The 23,554-nt window shown below is 41.8% G+C and carries 20 protein-coding genes; 10 read left to right on the top strand and 10 right to left on the bottom strand.

Translation table 11 applies throughout. The features are described 5' to 3' along the window. Positions 1-19: 19 nt before the first annotated feature. Together FD725_RS16180 and FD725_RS16175 are read right to left on the bottom strand one after the other, a co-directional pair. On the bottom strand, positions 20-559 hold the full coding sequence (locus FD725_RS16180; RefSeq protein ID WP_179049076.1) for a hypothetical protein: 540 nt from the start codon (positions 557-559) through the stop codon (positions 20-22). Further along, positions 556-1,053 carry a DUF4365 domain-containing protein gene (locus FD725_RS16175; RefSeq protein ID WP_179049075.1) on the bottom strand — a complete coding sequence of 166 codons (498 nt, stop codon included), beginning with the start codon at positions 1,051-1,053 and terminating at the stop codon, positions 556-558. The genes FD725_RS16180 and FD725_RS16175 overlap by 4 nt, the downstream gene beginning before the upstream one ends. Positions 1,054-1,179: 126 nt before the next feature. Between FD725_RS16175 and FD725_RS16170 the strand changes: the two genes are divergently transcribed. The 4 genes from FD725_RS16170 to FD725_RS16155 all read left to right on the top strand — a co-directional run bounded on the left by FD725_RS16170 (position 1,180) and on the right by FD725_RS16155 (position 5,852). Continuing rightward, on the top strand, positions 1,180-2,058 hold the full coding sequence (locus FD725_RS16170; RefSeq protein WP_179049074.1) for an NAD(P)-dependent oxidoreductase: 879 nt from the start codon (positions 1,180-1,182) through the stop codon (positions 2,056-2,058). Positions 2,059-2,484: 426 nt separating this feature from the next. Continuing rightward, a complete protein-coding gene (locus FD725_RS16165) occupies positions 2,485-2,841 on the top strand; it encodes a hypothetical protein (RefSeq protein ID WP_179049073.1) in 357 nt (118 codons plus the stop codon). A gap of 260 nt (positions 2,842-3,101) precedes the next feature. Further along, the gene (locus FD725_RS16160) at positions 3,102-4,442 is read left to right on the top strand and encodes a histidine phosphatase family protein (RefSeq protein WP_179049072.1); all 1,341 of its coding nucleotides are present in this window, start codon (positions 3,102-3,104) and stop codon (positions 4,440-4,442) included. 108 nt (positions 4,443-4,550) lie between these two features. Further along, positions 4,551-5,852, top strand: a complete 1,302-nt coding sequence (locus FD725_RS16155; RefSeq protein ID WP_179049071.1) for a dihydroorotase — start codon at positions 4,551-4,553, stop codon at positions 5,850-5,852. Between the two features lie 224 nt (positions 5,853-6,076). Here the strand turns inward: FD725_RS16155 and FD725_RS16150 are convergent, their stop codons facing one another. From FD725_RS16150 to tig, 4 genes are all read right to left on the bottom strand, one after another. Next, entirely contained in the window at positions 6,077-6,997 is a 921-nt protein-coding gene (locus FD725_RS16150) for an alpha/beta fold hydrolase (RefSeq protein WP_179051560.1), read from the bottom strand. Between the two features lie 145 nt (positions 6,998-7,142). Then, complete coding sequence (gene clpX, locus FD725_RS16145; RefSeq protein WP_179049070.1) at positions 7,143-8,483, bottom strand: ATP-dependent protease ATP-binding subunit ClpX; 1,341 nt, start codon at positions 8,481-8,483, stop codon at positions 7,143-7,145. 9 nt (positions 8,484-8,492) lie between these two features. Beyond that, positions 8,493-9,191, bottom strand: coding sequence for an ATP-dependent Clp endopeptidase proteolytic subunit ClpP (gene clpP, locus FD725_RS16140; RefSeq protein ID WP_179049069.1), 699 nt, complete (start codon positions 9,189-9,191; stop codon positions 8,493-8,495). A gap of 311 nt (positions 9,192-9,502) precedes the next feature. Next, positions 9,503-10,918, bottom strand: coding sequence for a trigger factor (gene tig, locus FD725_RS16135; protein ID WP_179049068.1), 1,416 nt, complete (start codon positions 10,916-10,918; stop codon positions 9,503-9,505). A 200-nt stretch (positions 10,919-11,118) separates the two neighbouring features. Between tig and FD725_RS16130 the strand changes: the two genes are divergently transcribed. The 5 genes from FD725_RS16130 (at position 11,119) to FD725_RS16110 (ending at position 16,428) form a co-directional block, all read left to right on the top strand. Beyond that, positions 11,119-11,271 (top strand): hypothetical protein, encoded by a 153-nt coding sequence (locus FD725_RS16130; RefSeq protein WP_179049067.1) that lies wholly within the window; start codon positions 11,119-11,121, stop codon positions 11,269-11,271. A gap of 571 nt (positions 11,272-11,842) precedes the next feature. After that, entirely contained in the window at positions 11,843-12,883 is a 1,041-nt protein-coding gene (locus FD725_RS16125; RefSeq protein ID WP_179049066.1) for an aspartate-semialdehyde dehydrogenase, read from the top strand. 53 nt (positions 12,884-12,936) lie between these two features. Further along, positions 12,937-13,821 (top strand): 4-hydroxy-tetrahydrodipicolinate synthase, encoded by an 885-nt coding sequence (gene dapA / locus FD725_RS16120; protein WP_179049065.1) that lies wholly within the window; start codon positions 12,937-12,939, stop codon positions 13,819-13,821. Between the two features lie 417 nt (positions 13,822-14,238). Continuing rightward, positions 14,239-16,008 carry a ribonuclease J gene (locus tag FD725_RS16115; RefSeq protein WP_179049064.1) on the top strand — a complete coding sequence of 590 codons (1,770 nt, stop codon included), beginning with the start codon at positions 14,239-14,241 and terminating at the stop codon, positions 16,006-16,008. A gap of 114 nt (positions 16,009-16,122) precedes the next feature. Further along, on the top strand, positions 16,123-16,428 hold the full coding sequence (locus tag FD725_RS16110) for a DUF4090 family protein (protein WP_179049063.1): 306 nt from the start codon (positions 16,123-16,125) through the stop codon (positions 16,426-16,428). 215 nt (positions 16,429-16,643) lie between these two features. Here the strand turns inward: FD725_RS16110 and FD725_RS16105 are convergent, their stop codons facing one another. The 3 genes from FD725_RS16105 to FD725_RS16095 all read right to left on the bottom strand — a co-directional run bounded on the left by FD725_RS16105 (position 16,644) and on the right by FD725_RS16095 (position 20,400). Further along, positions 16,644-17,738, bottom strand: coding sequence for an acyl-CoA desaturase (locus FD725_RS16105; protein WP_179049062.1), 1,095 nt, complete (start codon positions 17,736-17,738; stop codon positions 16,644-16,646). 559 nt (positions 17,739-18,297) lie between these two features. Then, positions 18,298-19,350 (bottom strand): fatty acid desaturase, encoded by a 1,053-nt coding sequence (locus FD725_RS16100; protein ID WP_179049061.1) that lies wholly within the window; start codon positions 19,348-19,350, stop codon positions 18,298-18,300. 231 nt (positions 19,351-19,581) lie between these two features. After that, positions 19,582-20,400, bottom strand: coding sequence for an acyl-CoA desaturase (locus tag FD725_RS16095; RefSeq protein WP_179049060.1), 819 nt, complete (start codon positions 20,398-20,400; stop codon positions 19,582-19,584). Positions 20,401-20,487: 87 nt separating this feature from the next. Between FD725_RS16095 and FD725_RS16090 the strand changes: the two genes are divergently transcribed. After that, the gene (locus tag FD725_RS16090; RefSeq protein ID WP_179049059.1) at positions 20,488-21,717 is read left to right on the top strand and encodes a methionine gamma-lyase family protein; all 1,230 of its coding nucleotides are present in this window, start codon (positions 20,488-20,490) and stop codon (positions 21,715-21,717) included. Positions 21,718-21,800: 83 nt separating this feature from the next. Here FD725_RS16090 and FD725_RS16085 read toward each other — a convergent pair whose 3' ends face one another. Continuing rightward, positions 21,801-23,423 (bottom strand): TAXI family TRAP transporter solute-binding subunit, encoded by a 1,623-nt coding sequence (locus FD725_RS16085; RefSeq protein WP_179049058.1) that lies wholly within the window; start codon positions 23,421-23,423, stop codon positions 21,801-21,803. Positions 23,424-23,554: the final 131 nt, after the last annotated feature.

The following is a 23,554-nucleotide window of genomic DNA, read 5'->3' as shown; positions in this document are numbered from 1 at the left end:
TTTATATGCAGGTACATATTCAAATATTCTCAATTTGAAAATCGCGTAAATTTTTTAAAATAAAAATATCATTTTTTTTCACTAAATCTCCCATACAAACTATAGGTAAACGTTCTTGATAAGCTTTGATTGCCAGAATATAATCATGGTCAATAAGTTCAGTTTTAATTTTACGTAATTTATCAAAGACCCTGCCAATAATAGTAATTTCCCCACTGAATTTATCTTCATGAGGAGTAGCAATTTGTGTGACAAAGCCCTGAATTTTTAGCCGAGGGTAATTATTAATAAAATTGCCTAAAACTTCCAGGTGAGAAAGATTTTCTGAAATTGCTATGATGTCGATAACTTCACGGATTCTTGGAAGATAATCACCTAAATTTTTGGTGCTGGGGAGTAATATTTCAAATTCTCCTGCCTCTGCTGCTTGCTTGTGCCAGATTGTAGCATTATCGAGAAATAATCGGTCTTCGTGCCAACCGTGAGATTGTAAATACTCTCTGATTTGTTGTGGTTCTATATCTTTAATAATTTCCGCATCTTGCACTGTAACTTTCATGGTTGTACTCCTTGACAGATACTTTGCATAATTGATTGGAGAGCAGCAACTGTAAATTGATTATCTCTTGACATGGTGACAGTCACAGTCGAGATGTTTTGTGTTTCTGGCATTCCTCGCAAGGATAACCAATAGCCGCCATACCTCAGACAAAGTTCTTTTTCTGATTGTTGCACCCAGTCAGCTAAGTTGTCAGGAATTAAAACTACAATTAAGATTCTAGGAACAACAAAATCAATCATTCGTAAATCATTGTAATTTTTCGGTTTGAGAGGGTAGTGGATAGCTTTATTGTTAAGGATATCTCTTGATGTTGATTTTAGCTGCAATTCCAAACGAGGCGCACGGATGCGTCCCATAATACCTGTGGCAGCTATTCCCCAGTCTACGCTGTCGTCATCTACAGCTGGTTTGTAAAGAGAATAACCTGCAACACTGGTAACAGCTTGGAGATATGCGTTGCTAAATTGTTCTTTCTGTTGGTTGATATCCACTACTAGCTAAGTTTATTATTGATGTAATTTTGAGTTTACATCGCCTTTACTACATTTTTTTGATTCTTTGTCAGGATGTGAAAAGTCAAGAATTTAACTGTTGACTAAGAACTATTGATTCCAACTATGAAAAAACTTTTAATTACTGGTGCTAGTGGTTTTTTAGGATGGCATCTTTGCCAGGAAGCTCAAACAGAATGGGAAGTTTATGGAACTTATTACACTCATCCCTTAGATATTCCTGGGAGCAAATTAGTCAAGGTAAACTTAACTGATTTTACAGAACTCAAGCAAATATTTCGGGAAATTCAACCAGATGCTGTTATTCATACAGCTGCACAATCACAACCTAATTTTTGCCAAACCCATCCAGATGAATCCTACATAATTAATGTCACTGCATCCTGTAATATTGCTGGACTTTGTGCTGATGATGCTATTCCTTATGCTTTTACATCTAGTGAATTAGTATTTAATGGCTTAAATTCTCCTTATCGGGAAAGCGATCGCATCTGTCCTATTAACATTTATGGTGAACAAAAAGTCATGGCGGAAGTAGGTATATTAGAACGCTATCCCCTGACAGCCGTTTGTCGAATGCCATTAATGTTTGGCAATGTCCCACCTACAGCTAAAAGCTTTATTCAACCATTTATTCAAACCTTACAAGCAGGTAAGGAACTAAACTTATTTATAGATGAATTTCGCACCCCTGTCAGTGGCAAAACGGCGGCAAAAGGATTGTTATTAGCATTAACAAAAGTCAATGGCATCATTCATCTCGGTGGCAAAGAACGGATTTCTCGTTATGATTTTGGTCAAATTTTAGCAGAGGTGTTTCAATTACCAGCTACAGGAATTAAGGCTTGTCGTCAACAAGATGTGAAAATGGCAGCACCCAGACCGGCGGATGTTTCTTTAGATAGTTCCCTGGCTTTCGCTTTGGGCTATCAACCTTTATCTATCAAGGAAGAATTAGCAGCCCTATTGATTCCCCACCTTTGAATTTTGGCGTTGCTGAATCAGGTGATGATTTACTCACCTAGAAACACGTTATCAATTAAAGTCGGTGGGCAATACTCAGCAAATCTCAAATGTAGCTGGAATTAATCACTCTACAATGATATTTTTGCCCAAATGTATAGATTTTAATGACGATGATTTGTTATTTAAATCACTTAAATCAATATTAAGCAAACATTAAAAATACTCTAAATCCAGTAAAGATGATGTATCGTTTTAATCATCATTAACAAATTTGCTATCAAAGCGTTAAATGCCAAATCAAATATTTAGGCAGACAATATTGCATCTACTATGTCAGCATTTTTTACAAAGACCTTTTGGAGAATCTAACTGATAGTAGAAGTCAGGAAAAGAATTTGTTTAGAGAATAACTACAAGCAATAATAGGGAATTGGGATAAAACTAATGAAGACTAAAATTATTGCAGTTTTAGCGATCGCAGTATCTGTTACTAGTTTAGTCAGCCCGGTTCGCGCCCAATCACCAGCACCAAACCCCGACACACAAGACTATAAACTGACTGGTGATTCTCTAGAAGGAATCGGTGATAGATCAGCACAGGATGACTTCTCAAAATTCTTTAATGGCAACAACTCAGGAGAAATCTCTAATAACCCCAGAGAAAGCAAAACATCTCCTAGTGAATTGCGATTAAATCAACCCATATCATTGCCAAATAATCAAATTTTATTGCAACCAGGGCAGCCGTCTGTTAATGGCAACGAGGCATTACAATTACAGCTAGATTTGGATAATCAGTAAGAAGCTGTTATAACTGCGCAAAAGTTCAAAGTAGAAGATAATGGGTAATGGGTAGTGGGTAATAGTAGGGTGGGCAGTGCCTACCTTACTACTTGAGTCCAGGCTCATCGTTGTTGCATTACCACTAACAGACGCGATTAATCACATCTATACTAAAACAACTGACAAACTTTCTTGAGTTGCCTAAGACCAATCTAATGGATAATTCTACTGGCAGTTTGCAGTAAAATTAGTCCTTTAGATAGAGGAGGGCAAGGCAGATGACTCGTGTCATTATTGTGCGTCATGGTCAAAGTACCTATAATATCGAACGCCGAATCCAAGGGCGTGCTGATGTATCAACATTGACGGATAAAGGCTATAGTGATGCTAGCAAAGTAGGTAAAGCCCTCAGTAATATTTCATTTAATGCGATTTACAGTAGCCCACTCCAGCGAGCAAGACAGACAGCAGAAATTATTCATCAGGAATTAGCTGGACAGTCTGAGGTACGAATTTCTGATTTGCTGTTGGAAATTGACTTGCCTTTGTGGGAAAAAATGCTCACCTCTGAAGTCAAACAGAAGTTTGCCGAAGATTACCGCATTTGGCATGAACAGCCCCACGAATTACAGATGTTAATTAAAGATGGTGGGGAAACTAGAGAACATTTTCCCGTTTTATCTTTATACGCACAGGCGCGGCAATTTTGGCAAGAAGTTTTAGCTCGCCATACAGGTGAAACTATTCTTATCGTCGGACATAACGGTATTAATCGCGCTTTGATTAGTACAGCTTTAGGAGTTCATCCTAGTCGTTACCATTCCTTACAACAATCTAACTGCTGCATTAGCGTCTTAAATTTTGCTGGGAAATTGGGCGAACCTGTGCAACTAGAATCGATGAATCAAACACAGCACATGGGTGAGACTCTACCCTCTCTACGTCCCGGTCATCATGGAGTCAGGCTGTTGTTGGTGCGTCATGGGGAAACTGAATGGAATCGCCAAACTAGGTTTCAAGGACAAATCGACGTTCCCCTGAACGACAATGGCCGAGAACAGGCGCGCAAAGCCGGGGTATTTCTCCAAGATGTAGCCATTGACTTTGCTGTGAGTAGCTCAATGCTACGTCCTAAAGAGACAGCCGAGATTATCTTGGGTCATCATCCTCAGATTAACTTGGAGTTACAAGACGGTTTGAGAGAAATCAGTCACGGACTTTGGGAAGGAAAACTAGAAGCGGAAATAGAACAAGAATTTCCCACAGAGTTGCACCAGTGGCGCATAGCACCAGCAGAAGTACAAATGCCAGAAGGTGAGAATTTACAGCAGGTATGGGAACGCAGTGTGATAAGTTGGCAAAATATTGTCCAAACGGCGTTAGCAAATCAACGGCAAACCGGACTCATCGTCGCACACGATGCTACAAATAAAACTTTGCTGTGTCATGTCCTGGGTTTAACTCCAGACAATTTCTGGAATTTTCGTCAAGGTAATGGTGCAGTTAGCGTGATTGACTACCCATCTGGATTAAATGGTGTCCCAGTTTTGCAAGCTATGAATATTACTAGTCACTTGAGTGGTGGTGTACTAGATAAAACCGCAGCCGGCGCATTGTAAGGGGAGTGAGGGAGTGAGGGAGTGAGGGAGTGGGGGTGAAGAAGGAATGCTAATGACCAATGACTATTGACTATTGACTATTGACCAATGACCAATGACTAATAACTAATGACAACTGAACTTCTGCAACAAGTAAGGGTAATTGATCCGGTTTCTGGAACTGATGAAATAGCTGATGTGCTAATTGCTGATGGTAAAATCCAAGCGATCGCTTCACAAATTTCTGATATCAGTCCTGATACACAAATTAGAGATTGTCGGGGATTAGTTTTGGGGACTGGATTAGTAGATTTATACAGCCATTCCGGTGAACCAGGGTTTGAAGAACGGGAAACTCTTGTATCTTTCCTGCAAGCTGCTGCGGCTGGTGGTTTTACTAGAGTTAGTATTTTACCCGATACGTCCCCGGCGATTGATAACCCGGCGCTTGTGGCACAGTTGCAGAAGAAGACAAGGGGACAAGGGGACAATTCTTTCTCCCCATCCCCCACTCCCCCCATCTCCCCCTCCCCCCATCTCTACACATGGGGTGCTGTTACCCTAGATGTGGCTGGGAAGCAGATGACGGAGTTGGCTGATTTAGCGGCGGCGAGTGTTGTGGGTTTTACTGATGGCTTACCTTTGGATAATTTGGGACTGGTGCGGCGGGTGTTGGAATATGTGCAGCCATTGTACAAACCAGTAGCATTTTGGCCTTGCGATCGCCAACTGATGTCTAATGGAGTTATGCGGGAAGGGGCGGATGCACTGCGGTTTGGTTTGCCACCTGTACCTGCCAGTGCCGAGACAACAGCGATCGCTTCTCTGTTAGAATTAGTTGCTGCTACTGGTAATAGTCAAGTCCATATTATGCGTGTCTCCACCGCCCGGAGTGTGGAACTCATCGCCGCAGCCAAGGCAAACGGTTTACCTATCACCGCTAGTACTACCTGGATGCACCTGTTATTAGACACCAAAGCTGTAAAGAGTTATGACACTAGCTTGCATTTAGATCCACCATTGGGAAATGCTAGTGATGTCAAAGCATTGCGTGCAGGGGTGCGGAGTGGTGTGATAGATGCGATCGCTATTGATCATGCACCCTACACTTATGAAGAAAAAGTCCAAGCCTTTGCTGAAGCCCCAGCCGGTGCAATTGGTTTTGAGTTAGCATTACCTTTACTGTGGCAACATCTGGTAGAAACTGGCGAATTTACCGCCTTAGAATTGTGGCAAGCTTTGAGTAGTCGCCCAGCCCAATGTTTACAACAAAAAATGCAGGCGATCGCACCACATCAAAGTGTAGAATTAACTTTATTTGCTCCTCAACAAACCTGGAAAGTTGACAGGAAAAATCTCTACACACTTTCTAGTAATACACCTTGGTTCGGACAAGAATTGCTAGGTCGAGTAGTAAAAATTTGGTTATAAGATATGGAGTAGAGGAATTTAGAACTTATCAAGTATAGCGATTTTCATGCTGATGAAGTACACCTGTCTAGTCCAGAAGTCGTAGGGGCGGGTTAAGTGAGATATTGGTGAATAATGTCAGCATATTTGTTAACCCGCCCCTACTGCTTATGAGAAATGCGGGTAGCCTCTGTTAACTAAAAATATGTACCTCACTTAACTGAGAAAAGCTATAAAATATCAGGCTAATTAGCTGGCAATTCCAGAGCAGGAACTTGTAAAAACTCTCGGACTTTTTGCAAGTAAGTTGGCGCATCTTCTAACATGGGAAAATGTCCTGTATTCGGAATCATCACAAACTCTACTTTGTCATTTAAAGCTGCTGCTTGTCGTCCCATTGCCGCAGGAATAATTTGGTCATATTCTCCTGCTATTAGTAGAGTCGATACTTGCAAATTAGCAAATTCTTGAGGCATTAATTCTGCCTGTGCTTTACTCACAGAAGTAAAAATTGTGCCTAATGCAGTATCATAATCAGCATCAAGAAAATCTTGTAAAAAAGCTTGACTTTCAGTTTTGGGGATGGGACGATGTAAAAATCTGGCCATAAACATCTTGTCAACAAATGGTATTTTGCCTAACCATTGGGGACGGAATTTGACTACATAACCACCAAATTTATGAAAAGCGGTGAAAGCTTGCTCATCATATTCAAAAATTCCGCTACAAGTTAAAATTCCTCGTTCGACTCGTTGGGGATAGCTATTAAAAAATAGTGTAGCGACGGAAGCCCCCATCGAGTGAGCGTTAATATAAACACGTTGCAGCTGCAATTTATCCAGCAAAACTGCTAAATCTTCAGCGTATTCTGCTAATTCATAGGTTAACTCTTGAATTGCCTGTAGTTTTTCCGGCGTTGACTCCGACTCAGCAACAGATTCACTGGCTGGGATGACAGTGGGTTTTCCTTGAGAACGGCCAAACCCCCGCAAATCGTAGAGTAGACAATCAAATTTATCTGATAAGGCATTAGCAGTACTTGTCCAGTATCTAGCTGAACCAGCCCAACCGTGAAGGAATACCATCACAGGTTTTGCCACATCAGTGGATGATTGTTTTATCCACTCGTAATAATGTTCAACCCCACGCACATTGATGAAAGGCATTTTTTCTAAGTCAATAGTCAATAGTCAATAGTCAAGAGTCATTAGTTAGTGGTCATTGGTCATTATTTCACTACTCCCTCACTCCCTCACTCAGCACTCCTGTGGAGGCGTATTGCAATACGCCTCTACTCAGCACTCATCACTACTAAGCCGATTCTGGTTTAGGTAATGAAGACGGATGTACTAGCAATTCTGCTGTAGAACGCTTCTCTACCATTTCCCTAGTAACTGTGCAACGTGTGACATCTTTACGGGATGGTAGCTCATACATAACATCTAACATCAGTTCTTCGACGATACCACGTAATGCTCTGGCTCCTGTTTTGCGACGGTAGGCTTCTTGAGCGATCGCTTTGAGCGCATCTTGTTTAAAATCTAATTGGACATTATCCATCTTCAGCAGTTTTTGGTACTGCTTCACTAGGGCGCTGCGGGGCTGAGTCAGAATTGCCATCAAGGCTTCTTCATCTAGAGGATCAACTACAGCTACCATTGGCACACGCCCGATAAATTCGGGAATCATGCCAAATTTGACTAAATCATCTGGTTCTAGATGGCGGAGTACATCTGCTGCTCGTTTTTCTTTCGATTGGTTATCCCCAGGTTGGACAAAACCTATTGACTTTTTACCGCCCCTCTGCTCTACGACTTTTTCTAGCCCGACAAAAGCCCCACCACAAATAAACAGAATGTTGCTGGTATCTATTTGGATGCAGTCTTGGTAGGGATGTTTCCGTCCGCCTTGGGGTGGTACATTGGCGATCGTCCCTTCTAGCATTTTTAATAGAGCTTGCTGGACACCTTCACCGGATACATCTCTAGTAATAGAAGGGTTTTCACTCTTGCGGGCAATTTTATCAATTTCGTCGATATAGATGATACCTCGCTGGGCTTCTTCTACGTCCAAATCAGCCACTTGCAATAATCGTAGTAAGATATTCTCTACATCTTCCCCTACATACCCGGCTTCTGTCAGGGTTGTGGCATCAGCGACAGCAAAGGGGACATCGAGAATTTTCGCTAGGGTTTGAGCTAGGAGAGTTTTGCCGCAACCAGTAGGGCCGATTAACAAAATGTTAGATTTTTGCAGTTCTACCGCATCTTCTGCCCCATTCTTACCATTGCCTTTGGTTTGCAACAGTGCCAACCGCTTATAGTGATTGTAAACTGCTACTGACAAGACTTTTTTGGCTTCATCTTGCCCAATCACGTGTTCATCTAGGTATTTTTTAATCTCTCTGGGCTTGGGAATTTGAGTCAGAGAGAGATTGGCAGAACGGGTGCGGCGTTTCTGAGGTGGTTCTGATTTGGGGGTTGGTTGTGTCGTCGCACCACTAGTATCTAGCAACTCCTCATCTAAGATTTCATTACACAAGTCTACACATTCATCGCAGATGTAGACTCCCGGCCCTGCGATTAATTTCCGCACTTGCTCCTGAGACTTGCCACAGAAAGAACATTTTAAATGGGAGTCGTACTTAGACATACCAGCCTCTTATTTCACGATGGTGACGTTTTCCCCTGCTGTGGGAAGATTTTGTCTGGAGATGACTTGATCGATTAAACCGTAATTTTTTGCCTCTTCTGCCGACATAAAGAAGTCGCGGTCAGTATCTGCTTCAATTCTTTCTAAGGGTTGACCAGTGTGATTTGCTAATAACTGATTCAACTGAGCCTTAATGTAAAGAATTTCCCTCGCTTGGATTTCTATGTCAATAGCTTGACCTTGTGCGCCACCCAGGGGTTGGTGAATCATAATTCGGGAGTCAGGCAGAGACATACGTTTACCTGGAGTTCCAGCAGTTAATAAGAATGCCCCCATGCTAGCTGCCAATCCAAAACATATGGTAACAACATCGGGACGAATCTGCTGCATTGTATCATAGATTGCCATACCTGCGTAGACAGAACCACCAGGGGAGTTGATATACAGTTGGATGTCTTTTTCTGAGTCTTCCGCATCCAGAAACAACAACTGAGCCACAATCGTGTTGGCGACAGCATCATCTACGGGAGTTCCTAAAAAGATGATTCTCTCCCGTAGCAGGCGGGAGTAGATGTCGAAAGCCCTTTCTCCCATTCCCGATTGTTCTACAACCATCGGCACGATGTTGCTGATGCCGTTGAGATGGGAAGACATACCAAACTGACTGATGCTGCTGATGGGGTAATTTGCCGACTGGGATACAAGCATAGGAGAACAATTAGAAATTAGGTGGGACAGAGATTGTGGCAGCTATGACTGCCGGGAAGTGAATAAATGGGATTTTGTATTTACCTGTGTGTTAACCATTATGCCTCATCTATATTCTTGTCGTTTGACCCTGCATCAGGCAAGGGCGATTAGCTACGCCGGGCATCACACCATTGTTAATCTGTCAATTTCCTATGTTACAGACGTTGTTGGCAACGTTTGTCCCGTTGTGAATAACTGAGTATGAGTAATAATTTTTCATACTCATAACTCAGCATTTATAACCCATAAATTTCCGTTTGGGGGATAATTTAAGCGTCTGTTGTTGATTCTGTGACAGTTTCCGAACTTTCTGCCTCAGTCTCTGGTGTAGTTGTCTCTGATTCTTGGCTATTTAATGAGCCTTCAGGTACAAGTTCTACGGTAGAGTTGGCCAGGAGCCAATCGATAATTTTTTCGGTCAAAAGTTCGTTCTCTACCACTGATTGCAATCTATCTGTGTCAATATCCTCATCGGGGTATTGCTCCAGCAGTTCTTGCACCTTAGCTTGGATTTCGCCTGGAGTGACTTCTATCGACTCACGTTTACCCACTTCTTGTAAGGCGAGAGACTTTTTCAGACGCTCAATTGCTTCTGTACGCGATCGCTCACGTAATTGAGGGATAATGTCTTGGGTAAATAATTTCTTCACATCTAAACCCTGTTGGGCTAGTCGCATGGCTGTTTGGGTCAGCATCGAGTCTACTTCTCGCTCAATCAGGGTTTCAGGTAAATCTACCTCTATGTGTTTGAGCAATTCTGCCAGCAATGCTTCTTGCTGATTGCCTTTAGTTTTTTCTGCCGCTTCTTTCTGATAACGCTCTACTAAAGACCCACGCAGTTCTTCTAGGGTATCAAAATCACTCACCTCTTGGGCGAAGTCATCATTTAGTTCCGGCAGTTCTTTTTCTTTGATTTCTTTGAGCGTAATCGTGAAAATCGCTGCTTTGCCAGCTAATGCTTCATTCACGTAGGGATCTGGAAATTGGGCTGGCACTTCTCTGGTTTCCCCAGGATTCATCCCCACCATTCCCGTCACAAAACCAGGAATAAACTTATCTTCCTGTAATTCTACTTGAAAGTCACTAGCCTCACCCCCAGGAATGGGTTCTGGTTCTGCTGCTGGGTCGTCATCCTCAGCTTTAGCAATGACACCTTGAAAATCGACTACAGCCACATCGCCAATTTGCGCTGCACGTCCTTCTACAGGAATTAATGTTGCTAGTTCCTGACGTTCTTTTTCTAAAACTTCCTCAACCCGCGCTGAGTCGTAGGTGATTTCCTCTGCCTTTGCTTGCAACCCTGTGTACTGCACCAGATTAACTTCTGGTTCCACATCCACAGCAGCTGCAAAAGTCAGGGGTTTCCCTGGTTCATAATTACTAATCAAATCATCAAAAGAGGAACGCAGTTTTGGTTGACCAATGGCGGAGATGGATTCTTGTTTAACTGCTTGCTCAATCCCATCTTGAATTAATTCTTCTAAGGCTGCGGCTTTGATGTGAGTTGTGCCTAATCGCTGTACCAATACTTGTCTGGGTACTTTGCCTCTACGAAACCCAGGAATATTCACGGTATTGGCTAAATTTTTAATTACCTTTTCGTAAGTTTTCTGGGTAATTTCTGGTGTAATCTCTATTTCCAGCCCAATTTGACTGGCGGGAAGTTTTTCCTGGGTAACTTTCATGCTTTGTCTCTATTTTTTGGTGTTTGTGACTCCAAGTACATACGAGAGGCGATAGACCGCTTCTGGGCGTTGATGTCTCTTGGTGAGAATGGGAAGTGCCTGTCAGGCAGATTTCCTGGCTTCATTGTAGATATCCAGTTTACTGTCTAAAGTAGAAGGACTGGACACTTTCGCGCTATAACTTTACTGAAGGTGTCAGTATGAATATTTTTCAGACTTTCAGTTTCGAGAACTACCACCGTGATATTCTGGTGTTCACGGCTGAACGATTGATTTTTTCATGTTATGTTGTTGAGCCTAGCTTGAAAATAGGGGTGATGGAGCGAGAAAGTCAAGTATTTTCTACCTTCTAGCCGGAAAATCAGCAATGGTAACTGGGTATTCCAGGAAAAAGCTGTTCATGTCTTTGTTGTGTATTCTAGTTGGCTAACGGGTATCAGGGTGGGAGAAAAAACTTTTTGCTTTGGTTTTTCAGTCAAATAGAACTGGGAAATGACAAAAATAGAGTACACTGCATATTCTTAAGCACATAGCAGAATTGTTGTATAATGTATTTAAATTTTTAATTAAACGGTAAATTTGCCAAAATTGTTATAAGATTTAGCATTAATTTAAATTCTGTAAATAACCGCATCAATAACCGAAAAAATTAATATTACTTGTAGTCAAAAGAATTTCTTCAGTACAACAAAGTTAAATCACTACCATTAGCTAAAACTTATGTGAAGCCAAGAAAATCCAGCAAAAATTCTCATGTCCTCAGCAGATGGCGTAACTGCCAAGCTCAAATTCTGCTAGTTCCTGTCTCATTCCCAGGAAAATTATTAATGCTTGCTTAGTCATTGTTATGCAGTTAGATAGATATGAATAAATTATAAAACTGTAAGATATTTACCAAAAAAACCATGAAAGGAGAAAGCTAGTTTGTCTAATTCTTATCGAGTAGCTATATTGGGAGCAACTGGTGCTGTCGGTACAGAGTTGCTGGAATTGCTGGAGAGCCGGAATTTTCCCATAGCGGATTTAAAGTTATTGGCATCAGCAAAAAGTGTAGGGCGATCGCTACCCTTTAAAGGCGAAAATTTAGTAGTCGAGGCAGTGAGCGATCGCGCTTTAGAAAATATTGATATAGTGTTAGCCAGTGCAGGTGGTTCCACATCGAAAGCTTGGGCAGCCACAGCCGTCGCCAAAGGTGCAGTAGTCATCGATAACTCCAGCGCCTTTCGGATGCAAGCCGACGTACCCCTGATTGTCCCAGAGGTCAACCCCGAAGCCGCAGCCAACCACAAAGGCATCATTGCCAACCCCAACTGCACCACAATTTTGCTGACATTAGCAGTCTGGCCACTACATCAAGTGAAACCAGTACAACGCATTGTTGCAGCCACATACCAATCTGCCAGTGGTGCAGGAGCCAAAGCAATGGCAGAAGTCAAAACCCAAACTAGTGCTATCTTAGAGGGACAGTTGCCAGTAGCCGAGGTTTTACCCTATCCCTTGGCGTTTAACTTATTTCCTCACAACTCCCCATTACATGAATCAGGTTATTGTGAGGAAGAGTTGAAAATGGTCAACGAAACTCGCAAGATTTTTGGTACAGAACAAATCAGAATTACAGCAACTTGTGTACGGGTTCCCGTACTACGCGCTCATTCCGAAGCCATTAATCTAGAATTTGCTGAACCATTCCCAGCACAAGCAGCCAGAGAAATTTTAAGTAACGCCCCTGGAGTAAAATTATTAGAAGATTGGGAAAAAAATTACTTTCCCATGCCCATGGAAGCTAGTGGTCGAGATGAAGTTTTAGTGGGGAGAATTAGACAAGATATTTCTCACCCCTGTGGTTTAGAACTTTGGCTTTGTGGCGACCAAATTCGTAAAGGTGCAGCCCTAAATGCTGTACAAATAGCCGAGTTGTTGGTAGAAAAAAATTTACTCCAACCTGCAAAAGCTTATGTTGCATAAGTAAAGCTTTACTACAAACAAAATTAAACAAGGTCATTAGGAGTAACAAAAGGGTGGGAGATTTCGGCAGAGTTTTAACCGCTATGATTACGCCGTTTAAACAAGACGGTAGCGTCAATTATGGTGTAGCGGCAGAACTAGCAGCACATCTAGCAGACAACGGTACAGATACATTAGTAATTTGCGGAACAACTGGTGAATCACCTACCCTGAGTTGGGATGAAGAATACCAGTTGTTTGTGGAAGTTTTGCAAGCAGTTGCAGGCAAAGCTAAGGTGATAGCAGGATGTGGTTCTAATTCCACCAAAGAAGCGATCGCTGCCACACAAAAAGCAGCTAAAATAGGCGTACATGGTACTTTACAAGTAGTACCTTACTACAACAAACCGCCTCAATCTGGTCTCTACCAGCACTTTCAGGCAATAGCTCAAGCCTGTCCCGAACTGCCGTTATTGTTGTACAACGTTCCTGGACGTACTGGTCAAAATCTCAGTCCAGAGACAGTTGTTAGGTTAGCCGAAATCGACAATATTGTGGGTATCAAAGAAGCAAGTGGCAATCTTGACCAAGGGAGTGAAATCCGCCGCTTGACACCGCAAGAGTTCCAGATTTACGCTGGAGATGATTCTTTAACCCTACCCTTGTTAGCGATTGGGGCCAAAGGAGTAGTTAGCGTCGCTTCCCATCTGGTAGGAAACCAACTACAGCAGATGATTCAAGCTTTTAATGCCGGGCAAGTGACAGTCGCTAGTGACATTCATCTTCGACTCTTCCCCTTGTTTAAAGCTTTATTTCTCACGACAAATCCTATTCCCATTAAACAAGCACTCAAACTTCAAGGTTGGGAAGTGGGTTCTACTCGTTTGCCATTAACTGAAGCTGACACAGAAGTCAGTCAAAAATTAGCGGCAGTACTACAAAAACTCAATTTAATTTAATTAATCATTATTTAAGCCTGTTGCTCACTGCTGTTTGTTAAAAATATTGGGTAATTGCTAGTCTGGTATAAAAAACTAAAAAAGCTGATAAATGATAGAAGTTTTCTTGCACCCTCCTAATCAGTAATTAAGCAAAATTAATCTTAGTCCTATCGCCAACCCTTATGAGTGTATTTATTTTTGTTTAACGTTTAACTAATTAATCAGCATCAGCATCATTGTCACTGCTAAAACTTTGTACACATACCATGAATTATCCAAACTAAAAGCTCTTATTGATTACTCTCAAAATTCCCCATTTAATCAAAATTTGGCTACTTGGAAAAAGCTAGCTAGTGTTGTCATTCATACAAGAAAAAGCATTCTAATTTCCAGTTTTATTAACACTTACACGACAAACAACGATCTCAGGAGAAAATGACTAAAAACTACACTGATTCCACCCTGAAAATTATTCCCTTGGGTGGGCTACATGAAATTGGTAAAAACACCTGTGTTTTTGAATATGATGATGAAATTATCTTATTAGATGCAGGATTGGCTTTTCCCACAGAGGCGATGCACGGAGTCAATATCGTCCTACCAGATATGACCTATCTCCGGGAAAATCGCCACAAAATTAAAGGTATGATTGTCACCCACGGGCATGAAGACCATATCGGCGGGATTGCTTTTCACCTCAAACAATTTGAAATTCCCGTAATTCATGGGCCAAGGCTAGCAATGGCCATGCTAGAGGGTAAACTAGAAGAAGCCGGAGTCCGCGATCGCACAGAGTTAAGAACAGTCCTACCTCGTGATGTCGTCCGCATTGGGAAATCATTCTTTGTAGAATACATCCGCAATACCCACTCCATCGCCGATAGTTTCACCGTCGCCATTCACACACCCTTGGGTGTCGTCATTCATACCGGGGACTTTAAATTCGACCATACCCCCGTCGATGGTGAAAGATTTGACCTGCAACGCCTAGCCGAACACGGTGAAAAAGGTGTACTGTGTCTGTTAAGTGATTCCACTAACTCTGAAGTACCAGGATTTACTCCCTCGGAAGCCTCAGTTTTACCCAACCTTGACCGAGTATTTGGTCAAGCCACTGGCCGACTATTTGTCACCACCTTCGCCTCTAGCGTCCATCGCATCAACATGATTTTGCAACTAGCGAAAAAGCACAATCGTGTAGTCACAGTTGTCGGACGTTCGATGCTGAATTTGATTGCCCATGCGCGCAATCTTGGCTATATCAAATGTGAAGATAATCTGCTGCAACCCTTGCACACAGTCCGCAGTCTGCCTAATGAAAATGTCCTAGTTCTCACCACCGGTTCTCAAGGCGAGACAATGGCAGCCATGACCCGAATTGCTAATCAAGAACACCCCCACATTAAAATTCGGGAAGGCGACACAGTGGTTTTCTCCGCTAACCCCATTCCCGGCAACACAATTGCTGTCGTCAACACCATCGACAAATTGATGCAGCAAGGTGCAAAAGTCGTCTACGGAAGAGAGCAAGGTATCCACGTTTCTGGACATGGCTGTCAAGAAGACCAAAAATTGATGATTGCCTTAACTCGTCCCAAGTTCTTTGTCCCTGTCCACGGTGAACATCGGATGTTGGTGAAACACTCAGAAACAGCCAAAAAAATGGGTGTACCCGCCGAGAATATGGTAATTATTCAGAATGGCGATGTGATAGAATTGACAGAAGACTCGATTAGAGTGGCTACTAAAGTGCCATCAGGGATTGAACTGGTAGATACAACCAGTTCCGGCATGGTGAGTGCTAAAGTCCTGCAAGAACGGCAACGCATGGCAGAAGAAGGAATTGTGACTATTGCTGCTGCCTTAGATTGGCAAGGTAAATTACTTGCTAAACCAGAAATTCACCTGCGGGGTGTGGTGACTAGTGTAGAGCGATCGCTCTTGCAAAATTGGGTCAAACAGCGCATTGAGGAAATTCTCAGCCTCCGTTGGTCAGAATTTGCCACTTCCGAAGGTGAACAGCCAGAAATAGATTGGGGTGGCTTGCAAGGCACATTAGAGCGAGAATTGCAACGCTCCATCCGTAAAGAATTACAATGTCAGCCATCTGTAACTTTGTTGATGCAAACCCCCGATGAGCCACCTGTGAAAGTTGCCGATGGCAGAAGACGGCGGCCTAGAACCACTGCTCAAGTAGCATCCTAAAAAATAGATAATAGGGAACGTTCTCATCGTTAACAACTCAGAGCCTCGACTTCCTTGAAAGTCGAGGCTCTGTTGGTTGGTAAAATATACCTATAAAATTCAGAGTAAACTGTCATGACTACTGAGACTAACCAGGTAAATTCTTCAACCACCGGTGCTGATGCTATTGATGAAGCGATCGCCAAAGGAATCGACTTTGATGGCACTCCCATTCCCACCGCCAAGCTAGAACTGTATACCAAAGTCATGGCACTGGAAGCAAATAGACAGCGTAGTGGTGTATCAAATACTATGCGATCGCGCATCGTCCGCATTGGTGCAAAACACATCCCCCAACCAGAACTTGACACATTATTAGCAGAAGCTGGTTTCGCACCTTTGAAAGAAAAAGAAATTGCCTTTTTCTACGGCGGCAAGTAATTTTGTGCGTAGGCGATCGCCTACGCTTATCATATATAAATAATGCCAAAATCAGCAGATGCTTGTGACCAAGATGGGCGATCGCAAAAAAGCTTTCTTGTAATGCAGATGTTCTCTAATCCAACGTACAAATTTTAACTAATATAATGGGTAGGCAAAATGCCCACCCAACAAGATAGATAATTTATTTCTGGAAAAACTCTTAGTGCCAGGAACTAGTTTTGTTCAACTGGAGTTCCCATGCGTTTTAGCCAGCTATAGTTAGCGGTGATGGCATCTCTAAAGGTTGGGTAAACGCTGTATTTAACACCAAACTCTTCACAAACTTCGGCTAAAATGGGGGCAATTTTGGGGTAATGAATGTGGCAAACTTGAGGGAATAAATGATGCACAACTTGATAGTTAAGTCCGCCTAAATACCAATTGAGGAAGTGATTTCTGGGAGCAAAATCAATAGTTGTTCTGATTTGGGATATTGCCCATTCATCCTCAACTTGTAAAGAATCAGGATCTGGTTCAATAAATTCTACACCTTCCATCACATGAGCCAACATAAAGATGTTGCAAATCAGTACGCCATAAGTCATGTAGGTAATGAGGAAGCCTGCGATCGCTTGTACTGGTGTGTAGCCAACTGCGATGGGTATACCGATAAAAATACTTAGCCAGATTAGCTTACCAGCAAAGAGGGTGAATATATCTAATGCTTTGGGTGTGGGGATGGGATGGTTGTGATATCTCCGCTTAAACATCATGGTTTTGATATCAGAAATAGCCCAATACATTGGCACTACTGCGTAGAGAAAGGAAATAAAGATGTGTTGAAATGAGTGATGGGGTTTATATCCTACGTAAGGAGTCATCCGCACTATGTCATCACCGTGTATTTCTACATCATGTCCCAAGATATTGGTGAAAGTATGGTGTAGAAAATTATGGCGATATCTCCACAGATAGCTAGACACACCAATTACATCGTAGGTTAATCCTAGTGCGCTGTTTACCCACGCTCGACTAGAATAACCACCATGATTTGCATCATGTCCGACGCTAAACCCTACCGCAGCAATACCGCATCCTAGAAAGACACAACCAATTGCTTTAAGCCACATTTCTGGTGGGCCGAACACAACAAAAGTCCAAGCAGAAATCACCCAAGCAAAAATCATTAATGTCTTGAGATACATTGCTGGATTATCTCTAGTACCAATGTTCTGCGACTTAAAATAGGCATCAACTCTTTTATTTAGTTCTTTTCTAAAACCATAGTTTTTAGTAAAAGTTACTCTTGTGGCTTGTGTTTGGATCATAGAAGCTATTCAAGTATCCTGAAAATGTGTGTAGTAAAAGAACATTTTGCAAAGCATATACAATCTGATGTAATTGTTAAAAACATCAGTTTTGTATACCTCAAAAAGTAAACAGTTAAATTCCTAAGATTTATGCAAAAGCATCCAGATGGGATTGTAACTTTTTTATCTTAAAGGGTAAAGGGTACTAATATTAATTTTTTCTGCAAAATTTATTCAGCTAATCAGAAAATATTTGATATTACTCAATCGTTATTTAGTAATGTAATAGTTTTGAAATTTTGTGAAAATTGAGAGTTTTAGATCCCCGGATTTTTAGATAATTCGGGGATCTGGTTGCCGATGAATAACTGGATATCAATTATCTAACAGAATTCAGGAGTCAGTAGTCAGAATGGGCTAAACGCCCCGCTACCGCTAATAGCATGAATTGGAGTCCGATTGGAGGATAATTGGGTTTAAGGCCCTCACTAAATTATTTGGTGGTCTACAATGAGTGGCTCTTCTGAATTCCCACTTATTCATTCTGAATCCTGGATTCTGGCTTCTGAATTCTTCTTCATCGTTTTGCATAGTATTCGTCAAAAGTCTGATAACCAACATCAGTTAGATACAAATGACACTGATCTGTAATTTGCTTCATCAAAGACCAAGAAAAGCGACACTCATCATGAAGATAGGGTGACCAATTTTCCTTGATACTACTGTAGGCTAGACGCAAATTATAAGAAGGAATCGCCGTTGAGAGGTGATGGGGAACGTGGACACTAATATCGTGGCAGAGGAATTCTATCCAACGTGGGTAATCGCAATGGATAGTACCAGATAATTGGGCGATCGCTTCATTCCATTTGTCTGCTTCGGCAAAAGGAACATCTGCGGCTGTGTGGTGAACAATTGTGAAAGTACTCATCCAGAAATGGTACACCAGCCAAGGCATCAGCCAAAATTTGACAACACCCCAAATACCAGTTGTCGCAATTAAAAGTGGAAAAGCGATCGCTGCAAATATTAATACTACAACCACAGATAGCTTCACATCAGCTTGGTCTTTAGTTTTGAAGTTCCGCCAATCAAAATGCACCGCCGCCCAATGTCCAATAGAACCTACCCACCACAGACGTTTACGCATGAACAATTCAAAAGCAGACTGGTAAGTTTTATCCCAGCTAGTAAATACTTCTGGTCTGATGGGATGCCAAGCATTATCCTCATCTAACTTATTAGTGTGCTTGTGATGGTGATTATGTTTAATCCGCCAACTATGAAAAGGGTATATTAAAGGCAGCAAAAATATATGCCCCACCAAATCATTTACCCAACGACGTTTAGCAAATGAACGATGACCGCAATCATGAGCAATCACAAAAAAACCTGTTAAGGCCGTACCTGTAAAAATCCAGGCGATAGGTAAGAGAAACCAAGGAGCGATCGCCAAGCTATAGTAGCCTAATCCTACCATCACAACATTGAGGATCACTTGTGTCCAAGCTTTGCGGCGATTCTGCTGAAAACATTCCTTTGGCAAAGTTTTGATAATATCTTTGAGCTTTAGTTCGGAATTACTAAGCTGATTATTTATTTCCTGAGTTTTGATTATTGATGTAGTCATGAAAACCTGAAGAACAACAAACTCCTCTACCAAGCCACCACAAAAGCAACTTGCTGCAAAGTCTTTAACAATTAACTTTTTGCCTGAGCGCAACTCAAACTTACCTATGACATCTGGAAATAACTTTTACCAGCTATTTTTGAACCAAACAAAGGGGTATTTGGTTGCGAAAAAATTATTAAGTCATTAGTCATTTTTGAGACAAATAACTAATGACACATAATAGACTAATTACTGCCTTTTGTCTGCAAGTTTGATGTTATTTGCTAGACCAAGTACCTGTAACAACTGGATAGTCATCCAAGTCATATCAATTTCCCACCATTCCAACCCGTGACGAGCCGAATATTGAAAAGCATGGTGGTTATTGTGCCAGCCTTCGCCAAATACAAGTACAGCCACCCACCAGCAGTTAGTGGATTTATCACCAGACTCATAGCTACGATAGCCGAATTTGTGGGTAGCACTGTTCACTAACCAAGTGCAGTGGTAAACCCAGACAATGCGGACAAAAATTCCCCACACCACAAAAGACCAACCGCCCAGGTATAACAGCAATACACCCAGAGCAATCTGGATGAAAATGAAATATTTTTGTAAAAACTGATAGACTGGGTCTTCGGCAATATCTTTGGTGAAACGAGGAATATCAGCGTGAGCAGGACATTTATAAATCAGCCAACCAATATGACTCCACCAGAAACCTTTGTTGGAATCGTGGGGATCGGGTTCAGTATCAGAATGTAAATGATGAATGCGATGTGTCCCGACCCACTCAATTGGCCCTCCTTGACAGGCTAGAGTCCCACAAAGTACGAGGAAATACTCTAACCATTTGGGAGTTTGGAAACTGCGGTGGGTGACAAGGCGGTGAAAGCCCAGGGTAATACCCAAACCACCTGTTACCCAGTAAAGCAATAAAGCCACACCAACCGCCGCCCAGCTAGAGTTGCCAGGAACAAAGGCAAAGAGAGCGCCGATGTGTAGACCTGCGAAAAATAGGGTGTTTACCCAATTGATTTGAGGTTTAGTTGAAGTAGCAATTGTCATGCAGTAACCTGTATTGAAATTGTCCAGCCTAATCTGCGTGATTGATCAATCCGCATATTTTATAGTTTTTTGTTTAATGAGGAAGTAATGAACAGCTTGGAACAGCTGCGGCAAGCAGAACAGGCACTGTTAGAGATTTTTTCTGGAATTGACGCTCAGGTCAAGCATAATCTGAAAAAAGTGCTAGAAGCCTTTCGTAATCAACGTGTGGGAGCGCACCACTTTGCAGGTGTGAGTGGCTATGGTCACGATGATTTAGGTCGAGAAACTTTAGACAAAGTTTTTGCCGAAGTTATGGGTGCTGAAGCTGCGGCGGTGCGAGTGCAGTTTGTTTCGGGAACTCACGCGATCGCTTGCGCCCTATTTGGTGTACTTCGTCCCGGAGATGAAATGTTAGCAGTGGTCGGTTCTCCCTACGATACGCTTGAAGAAGTTATTGGTTTGCGGGGTCAAGGTCAAGGCTCCCTTATTGAGTTTGGCATAAAATACCGCCAATTGGAGCTAACTTCTCAAGGAACTATCGATTGGCAAGCTTTAAGTACTAACGTTACTGATAACACTCGTTTAGTGTTAATCCAGCGCTCTTGTGGTTATTCCTGGCGACCTAGCTTGTCAATTGCCGATATTGAAAAAATTGTTCACCTAGTCAAACAGCAAAATCCTCACACCGTTTGCTTTGTCGATAACTGTTACGGTGAATTCATCGAAACCCAAGAACCAACCCACGTTGGTGCTGATTTAATGGCTGGTTCCTTGATTAAAAATCCTGGTGGTACGATTGTCACGGCTGGTGGTTATGTGGCTGGACGAGCTGAATTAGTGGAAGCAGCCGCTTGCCGCCTGACTGCACCGGGTATTGGTAGTTATGGTGGTGCTACTTTTGACCAAAATCGTCTCTTGTTCCAAGGTTTATTTTTATCGCCGCAAATGGTAGGTGAGGCAATGAAGGGAACTTACTTGACTGGTTATGTATTTGACAAACTAGGTTATCCCGTCAATCCCGCGCCCCTTGCTCCTCGTGGCGATGTGATCCAAGCTATTAAACTCGGTTCTGCTGACAAGCTGATTGCCTTCTGTAAAGCCGTACAACAGAATTCTCCTGTGGGTTCTTACCTAGACCCCGTTCCTGATGCTATGCCAGGGTATGAGAGCCAAGTGGTTATGGCTGGGGGGACGTTTATTGAGGGGAGTACTCTGGAATTTTCTGCCGATGGCCCCTTGCGTGAGCCTTATGTAGTTTATTGCCAAGGGGGGACTCATTGGACTCATGTTGCCATAGCTTTGGAGGCAGCGATCGCATCTGTGGGTAGAAATTGATTTAAAACTTTGTGTCTCGATGTCTCTGTGGTAAAAAATTTATCTAACCACAAAGGCACAGAGACACAGAGGAATGTGTCTATTTAATTTCGCTCAATTGCGTCTCTTGTGGTCTTGTACGCTTCAATAAAGGTACGGAATGATTCTTCGGATATATCGTCGGCGATCAATTTCTGAGCTACTTCTTTGAGAATTTTGTCAATTTTTTGTTGTCTTAAATCCTGGCTTTGTACATCATCATTTAACAATTCCACCATTTCTTTAATATATTTAGCAGCTAATTCTCTTTGTTTTTGTTCTATTTTTTGTTGGTCAAATTGTTTTTCACGCTCTAGAGATTCTCTGGTAGTTTTATAAGCTTCATTGAAGGTTCTAAAAGATTCCTGGGATATTCTCTCTTGAATTAGAGCTTTAGCTGCTGCATTAAAGGCTTCATCAAGTAGCTGTTGCCTAAAACCCACTTCGCCTAAACTTTTATTCATCAATTTGATGGCTGATTCGATATATTCGTCAGATTCATTTTTTTTGCTGCTTTCTATCCAGATTTTGATTTGTCGTACCCAAGAAAACATGAGTAGAGCAACTGTCAAAAGCAAAGCTAAATAGTCGGCGTGTTCTTGGATAAACGATGGTTCGCTTTGCTCATAAAAAGCGATCGCTCCTGGATGAATCGGCGGAATACCAGCACTATTTGTAGTGTTAGGCTGACTGATGGTTGCCACTAAAGGTTTAACTTCTGGATGATTAGGTGATACTGCATTAGCAATTTCTCGACGATTTTCAAAGATGATTTGAGTAATTTCTTGAATGATTTCTTTATCTACTTTGTTACTGGCTAATAATAGTCTTGATACTGCGACTGTTGGTAAGTCTTTTTCTGGTATGGGTTGATTACCTCTATATGCGCCTTCCGGAATTTTGGCATTTTCCAGGGCTGGATAGAGAATTTTCATGGCTTCTGCTTGTTGAATTGGCACTAATCTGCCACTGGATTGTTGGACAAGTTTAGAAATACTTCTATTACCTAAAGCCCGGACACGGAATAAAGCATCGGCTTTATTATTAAGAAAATCTTTATCTGCTAACTCATCGTTGTAGCCTTGAACTGGCTTACCGTTATTATCTAAACCTGTAATTTTTAAATCTTTTTCGTTTAAACCAAAATGCCTAGCTACTTGTTTAAAAGACTCATATTGTCCTCCTTTAGCCGGGAGAGCGATCGCTTTACCTTTGAGTTGTACAAATTGCTTAATATTAGAGTCTTTTACTACTAGCTGAAATAAGTCTTTATATAAAACAACTACGCTGCGTTCTGCTACTTTTGACTGTGGATCAGATGATCCTAAATTACGATTGGTGAATGTGTTCATTTCCTCTGTAATCACATCGGCTTGAGCCGTTGCTAAGTCAGCTTTGCCTTGTTCTAACCTCTCTAGGTTTTCTGTTGTTCCACCAGTGGCTATGACTTCAATTTTAATATTTGATTTACGTTCTACAACTTCTTCAATCGCTTTACTGATGATATAGCTTTCCCCTGTTTCGTCTCCAGCTACAAGCTTAAGTTCAGTTCCCGTGAAGCGATGGATCACGTTAGAAGTAACAAATACAAATAAAGTAGCACTCATCAGTCCCAGGGAGAGCAGACCAAACTTAGATAAGGAATCCAAATCGTCAAAAAAACGTAGAGGAATTTTCAACACTGCCATATGTGCAAATTATTTAGCTTAATCAGGTTTTTTACACTCACACATATTAAATATTTAGTAAGTGAAATTTAACTAAAGATTATCAATGAGTTAAGTTTTAAGTAAGCTCGAATTCGCAACTTTGTGTCTTT

Origin of the sequence: Nostoc sp. TCL26-01 (assembly GCF_013393945.1) — a bacterium.
In the GTDB taxonomy this organism is placed as follows: Bacteria; Cyanobacteriota; Cyanobacteriia; order Cyanobacteriales; family Nostocaceae; genus Trichormus.
The sequence above is the reverse complement of the archived record's forward strand: the minus strand, read 5'-3'. Positions and strand labels throughout refer to the sequence as shown.